Genomic DNA, 14,506 nt, shown 5'->3' on the forward strand with positions numbered 1-14,506 from the left:
TACTGTGAGATTAACGCTTTTAATGAAGGGCAATGCTTTATCTTCATTGTGGAATGCGGAAAAGATAGTTTCGATAGATGGAGATTATGAAGAAATAAATACAGGATTAAACAGGAGTTCATTATTAAAATATTCAAATTTTATAATAGGTAACTCTTTTCTATATGGTGAAAGGAATCTTTTATCGTTAACGGCTGATTACGTAATAGATGGAAACAAAATAATTAGATCAGAGAATCTATTTGAAAACTTTCCAAGTATAAAATTTAAAGGTAAGACTGTAACTGTAGGTTTTTGCCCTGAGATAGGTGAAATAGCATGTATATCTACCTTGCATCAACATAACTCTTTACAAGCTATATATCCTCTCCCTTTTAGAGATTCTTCAATAGACGAGATACTATTTTACGAAGTATTAGATTATGATATAATGAGAGAAGCTAATAGAATACTCAAAATAGGCGGTAGAGTTTACCTTATAATAAGGGATCAGGTCTTTGGAGGAATAGATCCTAGAGATTCTTTGAAATTTTTATTAAAATTTTATATAGAAAGTGCGCAAATAAAAGATAATTTCTGGATAATAAAAGCCAAAAAGATTAGAAACTAATTTGGTAAACTCTAAGCAGTTTTTTCAGGAGTTTATGCAAATATATTATTATATTAGAAGTAAAGAATAAATAAGGTGTGAAAATGATTCTTGATATTAACGAGGCTGTAAAATTACTCAAGAATGGAGATACTATAACGATAAGTGGAATGTCTATACATAGAAATCCTATGGCATTTATTTATGCTTTAGTAAATAGTAATGTAAGAAATTTAAACTTCGTGGATAGAGAGCCAGGTCTAGGTCTGGAAGTTCTTCTGAAATATAATGTAGTATCAAAAGTTAGGGTAGCTATGGCAACTTTAGAATGGTTTGGTATGCTTCCTAATTTTAGGGAGAAAATTGAAAAAGGCGAGATAAGTATTCTTGAAGATACTTGCGGTGCCTTTATGGCAGGAATAAGGGCAGGAGCATTTGGAATTCCATTTATGCCGGTTAGAGGAGTCTTAGGTTCTAGTCTAGTTTCTCTTCATGAAAAAGAAGGTACATGGAAAGTGTCAGAAGATCCTTTTTCTGGGGAGAAAATTGTTCTCGTTAAGGCAATAGTTCCAGACGTTGCAATAATACATGTCAATAAAGCAGATGAAGAAGGAAATAGTGAAATTCAAGGTCCTCTTTATGAAGACGAATTTAAGGCAAAAGCTGCTAAAAAAGTAATAATAACTGCAGAGGAAATAGTTCCGAAAAGTTATTTTTATGGAAAAAGACCAACTATAAATTCTGAATACGTATCAGCAGTAGTTCATGCCCCAAAAGGAGCAGAACCTACTAGTATGTATCCGCTTTATGATGCCGACTATGAAAAAATTCTATCTATTCTAGGGCAAGCCTAAGTTCATAAGGATCCATATTTTTTATAAACTCTTCCTCATCTTTGTTTAGTTCTATAACTTGTGGATTTTCTGCCTTAACAGTAAATTCAGTATTATCATGAATTTCTTTCACACTACTAAAAGGATAAAGTCCAGTGATCTTCCATAACTTATTATCTCTATCATATTTTAAAACACCTAAATTTGTTACAATAACTACTTTATTATTTGAGAATTTTGCACTTCCAGTAACAAAATCAACTTTTTTTACTAATGATTTTTTAGAGTGTTTTAAATTCCATAAAATCACTTTTTTTACCAATGGCATTATATACGCTGTAGCTGCTCCTCCAGGTAATCTAACTTTAGGTTTAAAGTAGTCTCCAATTACTGAAAGATTAACGTTAGTTTCTTCATCTATCTGGACAGGACCTAAGAACATTACGTCCAGTAACCCCTTTTGTGCTAAATCAAAAGAGTCAACAGTGGTCATTACCGGAGATTCCTCTATAAAGAACGGACTTCCGGTAGATGGGGAGATCTCTATTCTTTTTGGATTATCTGCTTCTGCAACTCCTAAAATCCTTATTTTTCTTTTATATAGATCTCGTGCCATAAATGCAGCAATTACTGCAGGAATTGAATTGAGCCCAACGTAAACCTTTTCTCCATCTTCAAGCTCAAGAGAAATTGCCTTAATAACATAGTCAATTTTCATGATAGTTAAATCCTTAAACTATAAAATAAATGTTTATAGTATGGTAGTTTATAAATACCAGGATTACTTTATATCTGGAATAAATCATGTAGTTGAAGGATATTTTCAAGATATAGTATTCATTTATAAAAATGGAAATAACTGGAATGCTGTAAGTGCAGAGAAATTTAGAACTAATGATAAGGTATTAAATGAAATTAAAGATTTAGTAAAATTTGCTACGCATGTTGATGATCTTAAAAGCGCTATTAATGAATTGAAGAAAAAAGGTATAAATATAGAAGAAATTGATAGATATCCATTTCCAAGAAAGCTTATTGAGGGTAAGAAGAAGATTCAGGCTGAGTTTGACTGAAATACTTTTTTAGCCATTTTAATTACTTTTTCATTAGCTTTAAGCCATCTTGCTCCTTCTTCCAGGTTACTTTCTCCATCCCTTAGTAGTCTTAAGTATTTATCTGCGTTAGATTGATTTTCTATTATTGAATCCTCTAGGCTTTTTCCTTCTATCACATCTAAAATAATATTTACAATTTTATTAATTCTGTCAGGAACTCCAACTCTTGAACCTTTTAACTCTATTCTAACTTGTGGATAATTATAATGAAATTTTTCTGATAACTCTGTAGTAGCGTTCTTCCATCCAGTATTATCAAGAATTCCTCCAATAATGAATGTGTCAGTATTCCTTATAATGCTCTCATCAGCTACTACATCTCCATAGGGATTTAGTACAATAGTTTTACCTATTGGAGAAGCCTTATATCTTATCTTATTCTGTATCCCTAATTTTTCATGTAAATTGGGGGGAGGATGTTCTACTGAAATATTATAATCCCATAGATGTTTTCTAATGGTGGATATGGATAGCAATAGTTGTAATATTAATTTCTTCTTTTCCTTTTCTGAGTGTTTATCCCAGAATCCCATGTCTATTATAAAAAGTGGAGTTTTAGGAAAATTGTCGAGAATATCTTTCCCATTCTTAGCTAGAGAAAAATTACTTTTTTCCTTTCCTTTTCCTTTCAGAATCTTTATTCCGCATTCTTCGTCAGCTAAAAATCCGTAAAAATCTCCTTTTACTATTCCTAAATCCTTTAATAAAATGTCTACTGCAATTTTCTGTAAAAATGGCCTTTTATTTGCATTATAATATATAGAATTTATACCTTGATCCAATAGATTTTTGGCAAGTATTTTTCCTAATATCATTGCCTCATCTTTCTGGTAGCAGCAGATAAATCAGTTTTTGCGTCTCCTGTCATTTTCTGCGTATATTCTATTAAGTCTTCTTTTCTAGTTTCTTCAGCAACTTGTTTTAGTTCTGTCATTATTTTAGTAGCTTCCTTACCTTTTTCTAGTGCTTCAGTATAATCTCTTAACAATTTATAATATTTTATTTCTGCATCAACTTCCTTGTTTAAGTTAGCGTTTACAACGTCTTCATTAGCCCTTTTTAAAACTACAGAATATGAAAGAGACTTATTTTGCGATGTTACTGGATCATCGTAGTTTGCTATTATATTTACTGGGTAATCCTTATCTCCTGGTGGGACAGTTAAAATTCCATACACACTGATTAATCTATCTACTATAGGTATTTTAATTGGCATATCATAATTAAGTGGGGAAAATCCTTGAGGTACACTTATAGAAAGATTAAGTGCATGAACATTATTTGTTGTTTGCTCTTCAAAGAGTGTAGGTAACTGAGAAGGATCGTCTATATGATAAAAGATTCCTGAAGTTTTATCTGCTAACAGACTAAGGATAGTTTCGTTATAATCACTTCCTATTCCTATAGATATTATCTCCATATTTTTTGGAATATTCAGTTTTTCATAGTCTTTTATATTTCTTTTATCTATGGGTTTTCCATCTGTTAGTAAAATTACTTTTGTCGGTATAGGATTTTGCGAAGCCATAGCCATTATGAATGTTATTAGTTCGTAAAATCTAGTCGTAGCTCCAGATTCTTTATTGATATTTACTTTTATTCCAGTAGCTCCGCTGTACATTATCTTTGGATGATTTGAAAATTCGATAATAGTTACTGTATTTCCTTGCGGTAACGTTTCTAGTAATTTTTCAGCAGATTTTAATGCAATATCCAGGTTTCCATTTTTAACCATAGAAGGGCTATTATCAATAGCTATTATAAAATGAGTATTTTTTATCTTTGCCACAGATTCTGGTACAGCATAGATTATAAAGCCTATTTCAGTAGTTTTCTTATAATTAATAAAAGAATTTGAATACCTTATCTTTAATGAGATTGTCAAGTTTTCTATACCATTATACTATAACGTAGAAATCCTTAATAAGCTTTATATACAATATACAAAACATGACATGGAAATGCCCTATATGTGGATATGAAAATTCTGATGATGCTCTTTTTTGTGTTCAATGTGGCACAAAGAAGCCAGAAGTTCAATCAACAAATGAAACTCCAGAAGTAAAGCCTGAACAATCATTAGAGCAGCAATCAGCTATAGAGACTCCCCAGAATTCTCCACAAGCTAGCGAAAATCAACCATCAGAACAGCCTATTGAACAAGCGAATCAATCTGAGATAGCAGCTGTACCTCAAAATTTAGAACAGCCTCCACAAGAATCTCCACAACAATCACAATCCCAAACCGAAAATCCTTCTGTTGAAAGCCAGTCATCACAAATACAGGTTGAGAGCAAACCAGTTGAAACTGAAGTACAAACTACTGGGAAGTATTATATACAGTTCATAGCTACTTCTGCTTCAGCACTAAATAAAATGAAAGTTCCGTTAGATTTCGAAGTATTTGAAAATATATCCGTAGGCAGAAGTCCTGAAAATGTAATTGTAATACCAGATGCAGAAGTATCTAGAAGACATGCAATAATATCTCTAGAAAGAGGAAACTTATTTATAGAGGACCTTAACAGTACCAATGGAACATATGTCTACGATGGTAAAATGTTTCAGCCAATAAAAGGGAAAACAGAAATTCAGCCAAATTCCATAATTAAGCTTGGTAACAATACTATAATAAAAATTGTGAGAGAATGAGTTTGATGGAATATACTAAAATCGAAAATATTTTAGATTTAGTAAAGAAGTCTATTGATAAATTTGATTCAGAAGAATTATTATTAAATCTTCCAAGTGTAAAAAAGGCTGTTTTTGTTGGAGATACGCATGGAGCTGATTGTATAACAAAATATGTCTTTGAAAATTATTCAGACGCTGATCTTTTTGTATTTATTGGTGATTACGTTGATAGGGGACCTAATGGTATAGAAAATTTAGAAATATTATTAAAAAAACATCTTGAGGATCCAAATAAGGTAATATTATTAAGAGGAAATCATGAAAGCCCGCTAACCAATATGTATTATGGTTTTTTTAATGAGGTAAAGAAAAAACTCGGAAATGAGGAGTATTACTCATATTTTGTTGAAATGTTTTCTAGAATGCCTTATGCTGCTCTTTTTAATAACTATTTGATAGTTCATGGAGGAATAGCAAGACACCTAAATAAAGTAGAAGAAATTAAGGGTCTTCCAAAACCAGATAAGAATCCAGATAATGAGATAGCCTTTGAGATACTTTGGAACGATCCTAGAGAGGAATTAGATGGATTTGTACCCAATATAAGAGGGGAAGGAACGTATTTTTATGGCAGGGATGTTACAGAAAAATTTCTTGAGGATAATAGCTTAAATGGGATAATAAGGGCTCATGAGGTAGCAGATGGATTTAGAGAAGACATTATAAATTCTGAAAAGGGCTTAAAAGTTATAACCGTATTCTCAAGCGCTTATCATGGCATGAGAGCCGGTGCTTTAGTCTGGAATGAAGAAAAAAAGAGTTTTAACTATGAATATATACCATATTAGGTGATAAAAATGACCATTTCTATGCGTGTAGAAACTAGTCACAAATATTCATTTAATGCCAACGTTAAGATGATATTTAAAATTCTTTTAGTGCCAGAAAAAGTTTCTGTAGCTTCAGGATTTCATTATATCATATTGCTAGATACTAGCGGATCTATGGAAGGAATGAAACTGGATAGTGCAAAGACAGGAGCTATAGAACTATTTAAAAGAATTCCAGAAGGAAATAAAGTCACTTTTATTACATTCTCCTCACATGTTAACGTAATTAAGGAATTTACCGATCCTCAAGATCTCTCTGAAGAAATTATATCCTTAAAAGCTGGTGGACAAACGGCTCTTTATACCGCATTACTTACAGCATTTAATCTAGCTAGAAAACACGAAATGCCAAGTTATATTGTTCTCCTTACTGACGGAAATCCCACAGATGAAACAGTTGAAGGTACATACAGAAAAATAGTAATCCCTGAAGGAATTCAAATTATCTCTTTTGGATTAGGAGAAGATTATAATGAGAGTATTTTAAAAATATTAGCTGATAGAACTAGTGGACAATTATATCATGTTGACGATCCTATGCAAATTCCAGAAAATTTACCTAAAGCCGCAAAGACTAAAATAGCTGGAAAAAATATTGTTATAGACATAATTTCAGAGGCTCCAGTAAAAATCTTAAATTATTCTGATCCTCCCATAAAGATTAATGCTCTAGAAGGCGTAGTCAAAATCTTAGGCGAAACTAATGTTCCACCAAACTATAATGGTAATTTTATGACAATAAAACTAAATTATGAAGATCCGTCATCTCAAAGACAACAAGCGTTGATGAGTATAGTCTCTTTAACACCTGCAAAAGATCAACAAACTTTTGTATCTGGAGTAAATAAGGATCTTACATTTGAATATGAATATTATAACGCATTGCAAAAATATTCTTCTGATGTAGAGGCAGGTAATTTAGTAGAGGCCACAAGAACTTTAGATAAAATGAATGAACTTGCCCAACAAACTAGAAGGATAGAATTGATTGAAACTACAAAAAGGCTTTCAAGTAGCCTGGAAACTACTAAAAGAATAGGTACAGTTGAACAAACTAAAAAGCTGTCAAAAGAAGTAACTAGTGAAGTTACTAGAAAACTTAGAGGAGAAAGCTAGCATAATCGACATCAATAGTATTAACCTTAATTTTCACTTTCTCAAATCCATTTATAATGCATGGTATATTGTTAATAGTTATAGAAGCCCATTCAGCCATAAAATCTTTAATGTTTGCAAGAAGTTCTTTTCTGTTTGAAGCTACTATTGGGACATCATGCATTATCAGTAGCTTACTTGGTTTGTTTTTAATTCCTAAAAATCTTAGTTCTGTAGTTATACCATAAGACATTTTTTTAGCTTTAATTCCTAAAACTATTTTATTACTACCAACTAAGGAATTAAGTTTTCCATCGACGTTAGACGTCAAAGAGTATTCATATCCCAATTGGATTTCATGACCTTTAAAGAAAGGTTTAGATAAGATAATTAATTCTCTAATTATTTTCTTATCTTCATTGAGAGAGATGAATGATGGATATTCGTCTCCAAAGCTACTGAGAAATCGTTTCTTAGTAACTATAAACCTAGTTTCAGGAGTAATGAGAGAATCAACATTAATCCCAAAGAGTCTCATGATTAAAATTTCGTTTTTTAAGTTAATTTGTCTTTCATTTAATTCTACTTTAATATGTTTGGTTTATGATATACTATTCTTTTTTGTTTAAACATTATCTCGAATAACAGCGTAATATAAAAGGGATATCTAAAATAAGTTATCATGCAAATTAAACAGATACATTATTTATTATTAACATTTTACACAGGAAAATAAATACTTTTTAAGGTATTAGACATTTATAAAAAATTACCATAAATATAATGATTTAATTAAGTATTATTACCTAATTTTAAAGGATATCATTTCTAAACTCAACGACGTATTTTTCTATATATCGATTTCCTTTTTATGCCCATTCATATTACTGCTAAAATGTATTATAGAAAAAATTATAAACTATGAGTGTAATATAATCACTGAGAAAAAATGACAGTCGAAGATATAGTAAAAGTAAGTAGAAACTATCAAGTCACAATACCAGCAAGAATTAGACAAAAATTCCAAATAAAAGAAGGAGATCTAGTAAAAGTAGTTTTTGATGATCAATCTAATTCAGTAAAGATAGTTCCTATAAAGCAGTAAAGTTATCAATAATTTTTTTAACTTCCTTTTGTAAATTTTCACTCAAGTTATTTTTTATTTTTTCAAATTCTTCCATGTCAATAACTTCCCTTTTTCCATCTCTCTCAACGATATCAATCTCCAGATCAACATATCTTATTTTACCTTTAAGAAGTTCTGGAGGAGTTGAAATGTTAATATATTTTCCCTTTAGTTTACCATCTTTAGAATAATAGTTATGAACTTCATACCATTTTGAAGAATCTATCTCCATTATATCGTAATCTCCTTCTTCTTTTAGGACATTAAGACCATCATAAACTCCATTTGGAGAAATTTCTCTTCTTAGCAAAATTTTATATCCATCTTCTGTGACTTCTTTTTTAATCACCTTTCCTCCTCTTAGTCTTATTGCTTTTTTATTGACTTTTACGTGGTCTATTCCCATGAAGTCTTTTATTAGTTCATTTAGCATATCTATAACATTTCTTTCATCTACGTCAGAAAAACTAAGTTTTAACATATGATGAAACTTTTGCGTCTTTATTACTTTACTTCTTATACTGTCTAAGAATATCTTATCTTGTAATGAAGGTATTATTAAATAGAAATCTTCTCCTTGGTTAAACGTGTTAGTATCATAATTCATAATTAATCTTTCTATTTCTGCTTTCAAATCAATATCTTGAGCATAATCTGCATTACTTCTCCACTTAATATTGTATCCTTTTTTATTAAATGGTAAACTTAACTTTAATAGCCTATTTTTATCATGAACATGTTCAGAAAAGTACGTCCTGCCATTTTCTCTCCAAACGAAAGCATATTTACCCACAGCTTTAGGTTTAGAAAGCAAGATTCTTCCTTCATATGGAGGTTTTATAACAAGCCCTTCATCAATACAAGGGTCAACTTCATAATTCATAAATTTACAATCCTCGGTCTTAATTACTGAATAGAGTTTTATAGGAGATTTCCAAATTACAGAATACTTGAAAATATTATGTAAAAAATCTCCTATATCTTTACCAATTACTATGATATTTCCATCTTCTGTATCTTTTATTGTAACGTCTGCAGGAAGTTCTCTTATATTTTCATTAAATCTTAACGCAATTTGAGGGCTTTGTTGAACTACATTAAAGTTTTCTTTAGCTAAATAAGTAAGAGCTGTAGCATAAATACCCCTAATCCTTATTTTTAAGTTGTTCGAAGACGAAATTTAAGATCCCTCCAGAGTTGATATATTTAACTTCAGCCTCAGTATCTATTCTAACTAACCCTTTGAATGTTTTTATTCCTTCTTCACTAATAATTTCTATCTTTGCCTCTGACTTAGGTTTAATGTCAAAATATAAATTGACCTTTTCATTTCCCTTTAAACCCATTTCCTTCCAGCTAACGCTTTCTATTGGTATAACTCCCATTGCAACCAGGTTACTTCTATGTATTCTTTCAAAACTTTCTGCTATTACTGCCCTTATTCCTAGTAATGCAGTAACTTTAGCTGCCCAGTCTCTGGAACTACCTGACCCATATTGCTTTCCAGCAAAAATTACTAATGGTATTCCTTCATTTTTATACATCATTGAAACTTCGTAGATTGAACCTTCTTTTCCATCAGGATAATGAACAGTATAGCCTCCGTCTCTATTTACCATGTAATTCTTGATTTTAGGATTCGAAAAACCACCTCTAAGCATTACTTCATGATTACCTCGCCTTGATCCAAATGTGTTTAACTCTTTAACCCCCAGAGAAATCAAGTATTTTCCTGCATCGGAATCGGGGGAAATAGGGCCAGCCGGAGATATATGATCAGTTGTTATTTTATCTCCAAGTAGCATTATGATCCTTGCGTTTCTTATTTCTGTAAACTTCTTCTTTTCCTTAAACCATGGTGGTTCAACTATGTAAGTGCTATTCTCCCATGAATAAGTTTCTGTACCGGAAATAGAAAGCTCATTCCAGTTTGCGTCTCCTTCAAATATTGTAGAATATTGTTCTTTAAAGAATCCCGGATTTAGAGCTAAATTCATGTATTCGCTTATCTCTTTCATTGAAGGCCATATATCCTTTAAATAAACTGGATTACCGTTAGGATCTAAGGCAATAGGTTTTTCTACATCCATATTTATTTTCCCAAAAATAGAATATGCTACAACTAATATTGGAGAAGTCAAGAAAGTACCTTTTAATAACTTATTTATTCTTCCCTCAAAGTTTCTGTTTCCACTTATTACAGCATATACTTCTATACCATTTTCTCTTACGTCTTCTTCAACATCTTTGGGTAGAGGTCCTGCATTACCTATGCATGTGGTACACCCAAATCCAACTATATGAAATCCTAGTGCTTCAAGATATGGTAAAAGTCTAGATTCTCTCAGATATTTTGCTACTACAGGCGATCCTGGGGCCATACTCGTTTTTACATAGCTTTTTGATCTTAATCCCAAAGATACTGCTTTTTTAGCTAGTATTCCAGCTCCTATCATTACAGTAGGATTAGAAGTGTTTGTACAGCTAGTTATAGCAGCTATTACTACACTTCCATCTTCTACAATTTTTCCTCTCTTTTTACCTATTTCAAAATTTTTCATATTACTTAAGGATATTCTTTCATCAGGATTTTTAGGACCTGCAAGAGAAGGTTCTACTTCACTAAGGTTTATTTCTATAACTTCATTATATTTAATTTGATTTTTACTATCATAGAAGAGTCCTTGTGCCTTAGCATATTTCTCTACAATTTCATAATATCTCCCAGTAGCCTTAAGGAATTTTATAGTTTGGTCATCTATTGGGAAGTAACCTACAGTAGCGCCATACTCTGGTGCCATATTTGATATTGTAGCTCTGTCTGGCACTGAAAGAGAAGAAATCGCAGGTCCAAAGAATTCAACAAATTTTCCAACTACACCTTTTTTCCTTAATTTCTCAGTAATAAAAAGCACTATGTCTGTAGGCGTTACGCCTTCTCTAATTTCTCCATCTAAATTTACACCAATAACTTGAGGTATTGTCATAAAGTAAGGTTCTCCAAGCATTACAGCTTCAGCTTCTAATCCTCCTACGCCCCATCCCAGAATACTTAGACCGTTTATCATCGTTGTATGAGAATCTGTCCCTATAACTATTTCTGGATAAGCTATTCCGTTTTTAACATCTATTACTTTACCTAGGTATTCCAAATTTACCTGATGTATTATACCTTTCCCTGGTGGTACTATTCGCAAATTTTCGAAAGATTTTTGAGCCCATTTTAGGAATTGATATCTCTCTTTATTTCTTTCGAATTCTTTTCTCATGTTTAATTCTAATGAATATTCAGTTCCATAATAGTCGACCTGAACCGAGTGATCTATAACTAGGTCAGACTGAATTTCAGGATTGACTATAGAAGGATTCTTCCCTATCCGTTGGAATTCAGATCTCATTGCTGCTAGATCTACCAAAAGGGGAACTCCAGTATAGTCCTGCATAATGACTCTTGTAGGAAGGAAAGCTAAATCTTTCCCTACTTCCCATTTAATAACTCTATCTAAATCTTCTTGTGAAGTTTTATTCCCTAAATTTCGCAGTACATTTTCTATTAATATTTTTGCTGAGTAAGGATAGTCATCTATTCCTAAATTTTTTATAGAATAAAGTGAAAAATCTCCTAAAGAAATTTTGTTTTGCATATTCATCATTCATATTTGAACCTTATAAACAATGATTTTGTAAAGGTTTTAATAAATCATTTTACTTATAAATAATTTATAAGTAATTATCTAATAAATTTTTAAATAATAATAACTAAAATTCCTAAAATTACATTATGCATATTTTATATTCTTCTAATAATTTTCTGTTATTATTTCGTCTAATCTCTTTGCCTCCTTCTTCATCTCTTTTACATATAAAGAGGAGGAGTTGTTCCATTCTTCTGGAGTATATGCAAAGAATTCTAATCCTGGTCTAATGTATTTACTTAACATTTCTAATCTTTTAGTGTATTTCATACCTTCAAAGTCTCTCGATATTATAACTAGATCTATATCGCTTTTATCTAAGTAATCTCCTCTGGCCCTAGAGCCAACAATATAAACATTCTCAATTCTTATTTCTTTTTTTACATCTTCAATGAATTCCTTAGCTCTTTTTATCATTTCTCTTTGACTATCTATTGCAGATTTCGCCTTACCCATGTTACCACCTTCTCTGATCTTCTTACCAGCTCTTCTGCATCTTCCTTAGAGTAAAGCTCTGCAGGTAGGCTATTTGCAACGTCTGGATATCTAGATATCGTATAATTGAACAGTTAACTTTCTCACATCATCTCTTATTTCATCAACAGATATAGAAGACTCAGTCTTAATGATATTTAAAAGTTCATTTAGATCATGACTACGAATAGTTTTTCCTAAGTTCAATAATAGTGATTTTAGAGCCTTTTCTGCAGCTTGTTGAGCCCAAAATACTGCTGCATAATAATGCCCAGTATTTATCGTATCTTTTGCAGTAGAAAGGTCTTCTATGGCTTGCTTAAACCATTTTTCGGCTTCTTCTCTCATTATTTAAAAATATGTAGCTAAATTAAAAATCTCATCTTCATTACGTATTATGCTCTACTCAAATTTGTAGAAAAAGATTGTTGATTATAAATAATAATTATAAAAAATAAATAAAAATACTAATCCTAACTAAATTAAAATCAATATTTCTAATTTTTATTTCTTTTTTCTGTATACTCTAGTTTTCCATTTCTAATGTGCACAATGGATTCAGCAGCGTTGATAGCTTCAGGATCATGAGAAGCGAAAATTACTGTCCCATCATATTGTTGAATTAACGAAAACACTTTTTTGGAATTATCTATATCTAGGTTAGAAGTCGGTTCATCAAGCAGAAGAACCTTGGCTCCAGAAGAGAGTGCTAATGATATTTTTAATAGTCTTCTTAGACCAGAAGATAATTGATAAACTTTAAGATTAGTGTTAATATTGAATGTATCTATTAAATCAAATAATTGGTCATTAAAATATCTTAAGGATTTAACGAAATCTATGAATTCTCTAACTGTAGCTCTCTCTATGAAGATTAGTAATTCTTCTAACATATAGACGTCGTTTTTCCTCATTTCTATATTAGGTTCTCTACCTAAAATCTTAATATATCCAGAATCTGGTCTTAAAATACCATAAATTAAATATAATATCGTAGTTTTACCTGCACCATTAGGTCCCAATAACAATGTTTTAGTATTTCTTTCTACTTCTATATTAATATCATATATTCCACGATCTTTCCCAAATGATTTTGTAACTTTATTTAGTTCTACGTCAATCAATATCCCTCACCTTTATATTTTTATATGGATCCTTATATACAGAATTTAGCGTATATAATTCTATTAATATTGATAACGGTATTATAAAAATTAGTTTGATGAGAACGTTTACATAGTTCATAAATGGAAAATAATAATAACTTACCGTTAAATATTCTATAACAAATGGAATTATAGAAATAAAAGAGAGTAGTAAAAATACTGGAACAAGCTTCTTAAAAGCATCTTTTACTTCAACTCCATTTATTATAAATAACCATAATATCTCTTTCATATTTTTTCGTTCTGAAAAGATATACCATACTGATACTAGTATTGAAACTAATGTTAATCCATTTATCCATTCTAATAAATCACTAATAATTGAGATATTAGGAACTATGCCGGAGATATCTATTCCGCTAGTTGTATTTATATATCTATTAGAATAAACAATTAATCCAGATGCAATATATTTTGAATAATTTAATGGGAGCACCAGAAAATTTCCCGAGTAAAAGTTCAAATACAGAATACCTGCAAATTTTATAGTTGTATTAATATTCTTTAAGGACTGTATATTTGCTCTTAAATCATGGCCTATTGGAGTTTTTATGTACTGTGCCATATTAGAAGCTACATATAGACCGTACTGTGGAAATTTTCCTTGAAAGATGTAATCTCTAAAATTAAACAGAATATTTAATTCTGAAAGATTATTTGTAAGATAAACATATACCGGAGTATTTAGATTATTTACTTTAACACATGCAGTACCGTATTCTATGTAGAACTTTGAGATATTCTCTATATATTTTGTATCATTGTTAATATTTATCATGTAAGTATTTTTTAAACTAAGTTCATGTATATCTCCTTCATAGCTTGTTACATATAATATCATAGAGCTCATAAAGAAAGATATTAGAAAAAGGATTACAATTAAAAATAT

18 protein-coding genes are annotated in these 14,506 nt (G+C 30.8%); 7 read left to right on the plus strand and 11 right to left on the minus strand.

What is annotated here, in order from left to right; genetic code table 11:
• Window positions 1-4: 4 nt before the first annotated feature.
• Window positions 5-610, plus strand: coding sequence for a class I SAM-dependent methyltransferase (locus DFR85_RS27700; RefSeq protein ID WP_162582783.1), 606 nt, complete (start codon window positions 5-7; stop codon window positions 608-610).
• Between the two features lie 83 nt (window positions 611-693).
• Window positions 694-1,443, plus strand: a complete 750-nt coding sequence (locus DFR85_RS27705; RefSeq protein WP_110271071.1) for a CoA transferase subunit A — start codon at window positions 694-696, stop codon at window positions 1,441-1,443.
• Here DFR85_RS27705 and DFR85_RS27710 read toward each other — a convergent pair.
• On the minus strand, window positions 1,424-2,140 hold the full coding sequence (locus DFR85_RS27710) for a CoA-transferase subunit beta (protein WP_110271072.1): 717 nt from the start codon (window positions 2,138-2,140) through the stop codon (window positions 1,424-1,426). The two genes, DFR85_RS27705 and DFR85_RS27710, sit on opposite strands and share 20 nt — an antisense overlap.
• 40 nt (window positions 2,141-2,180) lie before the next feature.
• Between DFR85_RS27710 and DFR85_RS27715 the strand changes: the two genes are divergently transcribed.
• Window positions 2,181-2,495, plus strand: a complete 315-nt coding sequence (locus DFR85_RS27715) for a hypothetical protein (RefSeq protein ID WP_110271891.1) — start codon at window positions 2,181-2,183, stop codon at window positions 2,493-2,495.
• Here DFR85_RS27715 and trm10 read toward each other — a convergent pair.
• Together trm10 and DFR85_RS27725 are read right to left on the minus strand one after the other, a co-directional pair.
• Window positions 2,477-3,352 carry a tRNA (adenine(9)-N1)-methyltransferase Trm10 gene (trm10, locus tag DFR85_RS27720; protein ID WP_110271073.1) on the minus strand — a complete coding sequence of 292 codons (876 nt, stop codon included), beginning with the start codon at window positions 3,350-3,352 and terminating at the stop codon, window positions 2,477-2,479. The genes DFR85_RS27715 and trm10 overlap by 19 nt on opposite strands.
• The gene (locus tag DFR85_RS27725) at window positions 3,349-4,422 is read right to left on the minus strand and encodes a VWA domain-containing protein (protein ID WP_110271074.1); all 1,074 of its coding nucleotides are present in this window, start codon (window positions 4,420-4,422) and stop codon (window positions 3,349-3,351) included. Before DFR85_RS27725 ends, trm10 begins: the two co-directional genes overlap by 4 nt.
• A gap of 65 nt (window positions 4,423-4,487) precedes the next feature.
• On the opposite strand from DFR85_RS27725, the gene DFR85_RS27730 reads away from it, so the two are divergent.
• From DFR85_RS27730 to DFR85_RS27740, 3 genes are read left to right on the plus strand one after another with little or no spacing between them, the layout of a single operon-like run.
• A complete protein-coding gene (locus tag DFR85_RS27730) occupies window positions 4,488-5,189 on the plus strand; it encodes an FHA domain-containing protein (RefSeq protein ID WP_110271075.1) in 702 nt (233 codons plus the stop codon).
• The gene (locus tag DFR85_RS27735; RefSeq protein WP_110271076.1) at window positions 5,186-6,019 is read left to right on the plus strand and encodes a metallophosphoesterase; all 834 of its coding nucleotides are present in this window, start codon (window positions 5,186-5,188) and stop codon (window positions 6,017-6,019) included. The genes DFR85_RS27730 and DFR85_RS27735 overlap by 4 nt, the downstream gene beginning before the upstream one ends.
• Window positions 6,020-6,028: 9 nt before the next feature.
• Complete coding sequence (locus DFR85_RS27740; protein WP_110271892.1) at window positions 6,029-7,177, plus strand: vWA domain-containing protein; 1,149 nt, start codon at window positions 6,029-6,031, stop codon at window positions 7,175-7,177.
• On the opposite strand, the gene DFR85_RS27745 is transcribed toward DFR85_RS27740, so the two are convergent.
• The gene (locus tag DFR85_RS27745; RefSeq protein WP_110271077.1) at window positions 7,161-7,694 is read right to left on the minus strand and encodes a hypothetical protein; all 534 of its coding nucleotides are present in this window, start codon (window positions 7,692-7,694) and stop codon (window positions 7,161-7,163) included. The genes DFR85_RS27740 and DFR85_RS27745 overlap by 17 nt on opposite strands.
• 411 nt (window positions 7,695-8,105) lie before the next feature.
• Between DFR85_RS27745 and DFR85_RS27750 the strand changes: the two genes are divergently transcribed.
• Entirely contained in the window at window positions 8,106-8,261 is a 156-nt protein-coding gene (locus tag DFR85_RS27750; RefSeq protein WP_110271078.1) for an AbrB/MazE/SpoVT family DNA-binding domain-containing protein, read from the plus strand.
• Here DFR85_RS27750 and DFR85_RS27755 read toward each other — a convergent pair.
• The 7 genes from DFR85_RS27755 to DFR85_RS27780 all read right to left on the minus strand — a co-directional run bounded on the left by DFR85_RS27755 (window position 8,248) and on the right by DFR85_RS27780 (window position 14,458).
• Window positions 8,248-9,462, minus strand: coding sequence for a ribonuclease FAU-1 family protein (locus tag DFR85_RS27755; RefSeq protein ID WP_110271079.1), 1,215 nt, complete (start codon window positions 9,460-9,462; stop codon window positions 8,248-8,250). The two genes, DFR85_RS27750 and DFR85_RS27755, sit on opposite strands and share 14 nt — an antisense overlap.
• The gene (acnA, locus tag DFR85_RS27760) at window positions 9,428-11,926 is read right to left on the minus strand and encodes an aconitate hydratase AcnA (RefSeq protein WP_246252882.1); all 2,499 of its coding nucleotides are present in this window, start codon (window positions 11,924-11,926) and stop codon (window positions 9,428-9,430) included. The genes DFR85_RS27755 and acnA overlap by 35 nt, the downstream gene beginning before the upstream one ends.
• A 156-nt stretch (window positions 11,927-12,082) precedes the next feature.
• A complete protein-coding gene (locus DFR85_RS27765) occupies window positions 12,083-12,433 on the minus strand; it encodes a nucleotidyltransferase domain-containing protein (protein WP_110271080.1) in 351 nt (116 codons plus the stop codon).
• Window positions 12,409-12,546 (minus strand): HEPN domain-containing protein, encoded by a 138-nt coding sequence (locus DFR85_RS32340; protein ID WP_432417930.1) that lies wholly within the window; start codon window positions 12,544-12,546, stop codon window positions 12,409-12,411. Before DFR85_RS32340 ends, DFR85_RS27765 begins: the two co-directional genes overlap by 25 nt.
• Window positions 12,524-12,799 carry a HEPN domain-containing protein gene (locus DFR85_RS27770; RefSeq protein WP_281351035.1) on the minus strand — a complete coding sequence of 92 codons (276 nt, stop codon included), beginning with the start codon at window positions 12,797-12,799 and terminating at the stop codon, window positions 12,524-12,526. The genes DFR85_RS32340 and DFR85_RS27770 overlap by 23 nt, the downstream gene beginning before the upstream one ends.
• A gap of 149 nt (window positions 12,800-12,948) precedes the next feature.
• A complete protein-coding gene (locus DFR85_RS27775) occupies window positions 12,949-13,575 on the minus strand; it encodes an ATP-binding cassette domain-containing protein (RefSeq protein WP_162582785.1) in 627 nt (208 codons plus the stop codon).
• Window positions 13,568-14,458 carry a hypothetical protein gene (locus tag DFR85_RS27780; RefSeq protein WP_162582787.1) on the minus strand — a complete coding sequence of 297 codons (891 nt, stop codon included), beginning with the start codon at window positions 14,456-14,458 and terminating at the stop codon, window positions 13,568-13,570. Before DFR85_RS27780 ends, DFR85_RS27775 begins: the two co-directional genes overlap by 8 nt.
• Window positions 14,459-14,506: the final 48 nt, after the last annotated feature.

Source organism: Acidianus brierleyi (assembly GCF_003201835.2).
In the GTDB taxonomy this organism is placed as follows: domain Archaea; phylum Thermoproteota; class Thermoprotei_A; order Sulfolobales; family Sulfolobaceae; genus Aramenus; species Aramenus brierleyi.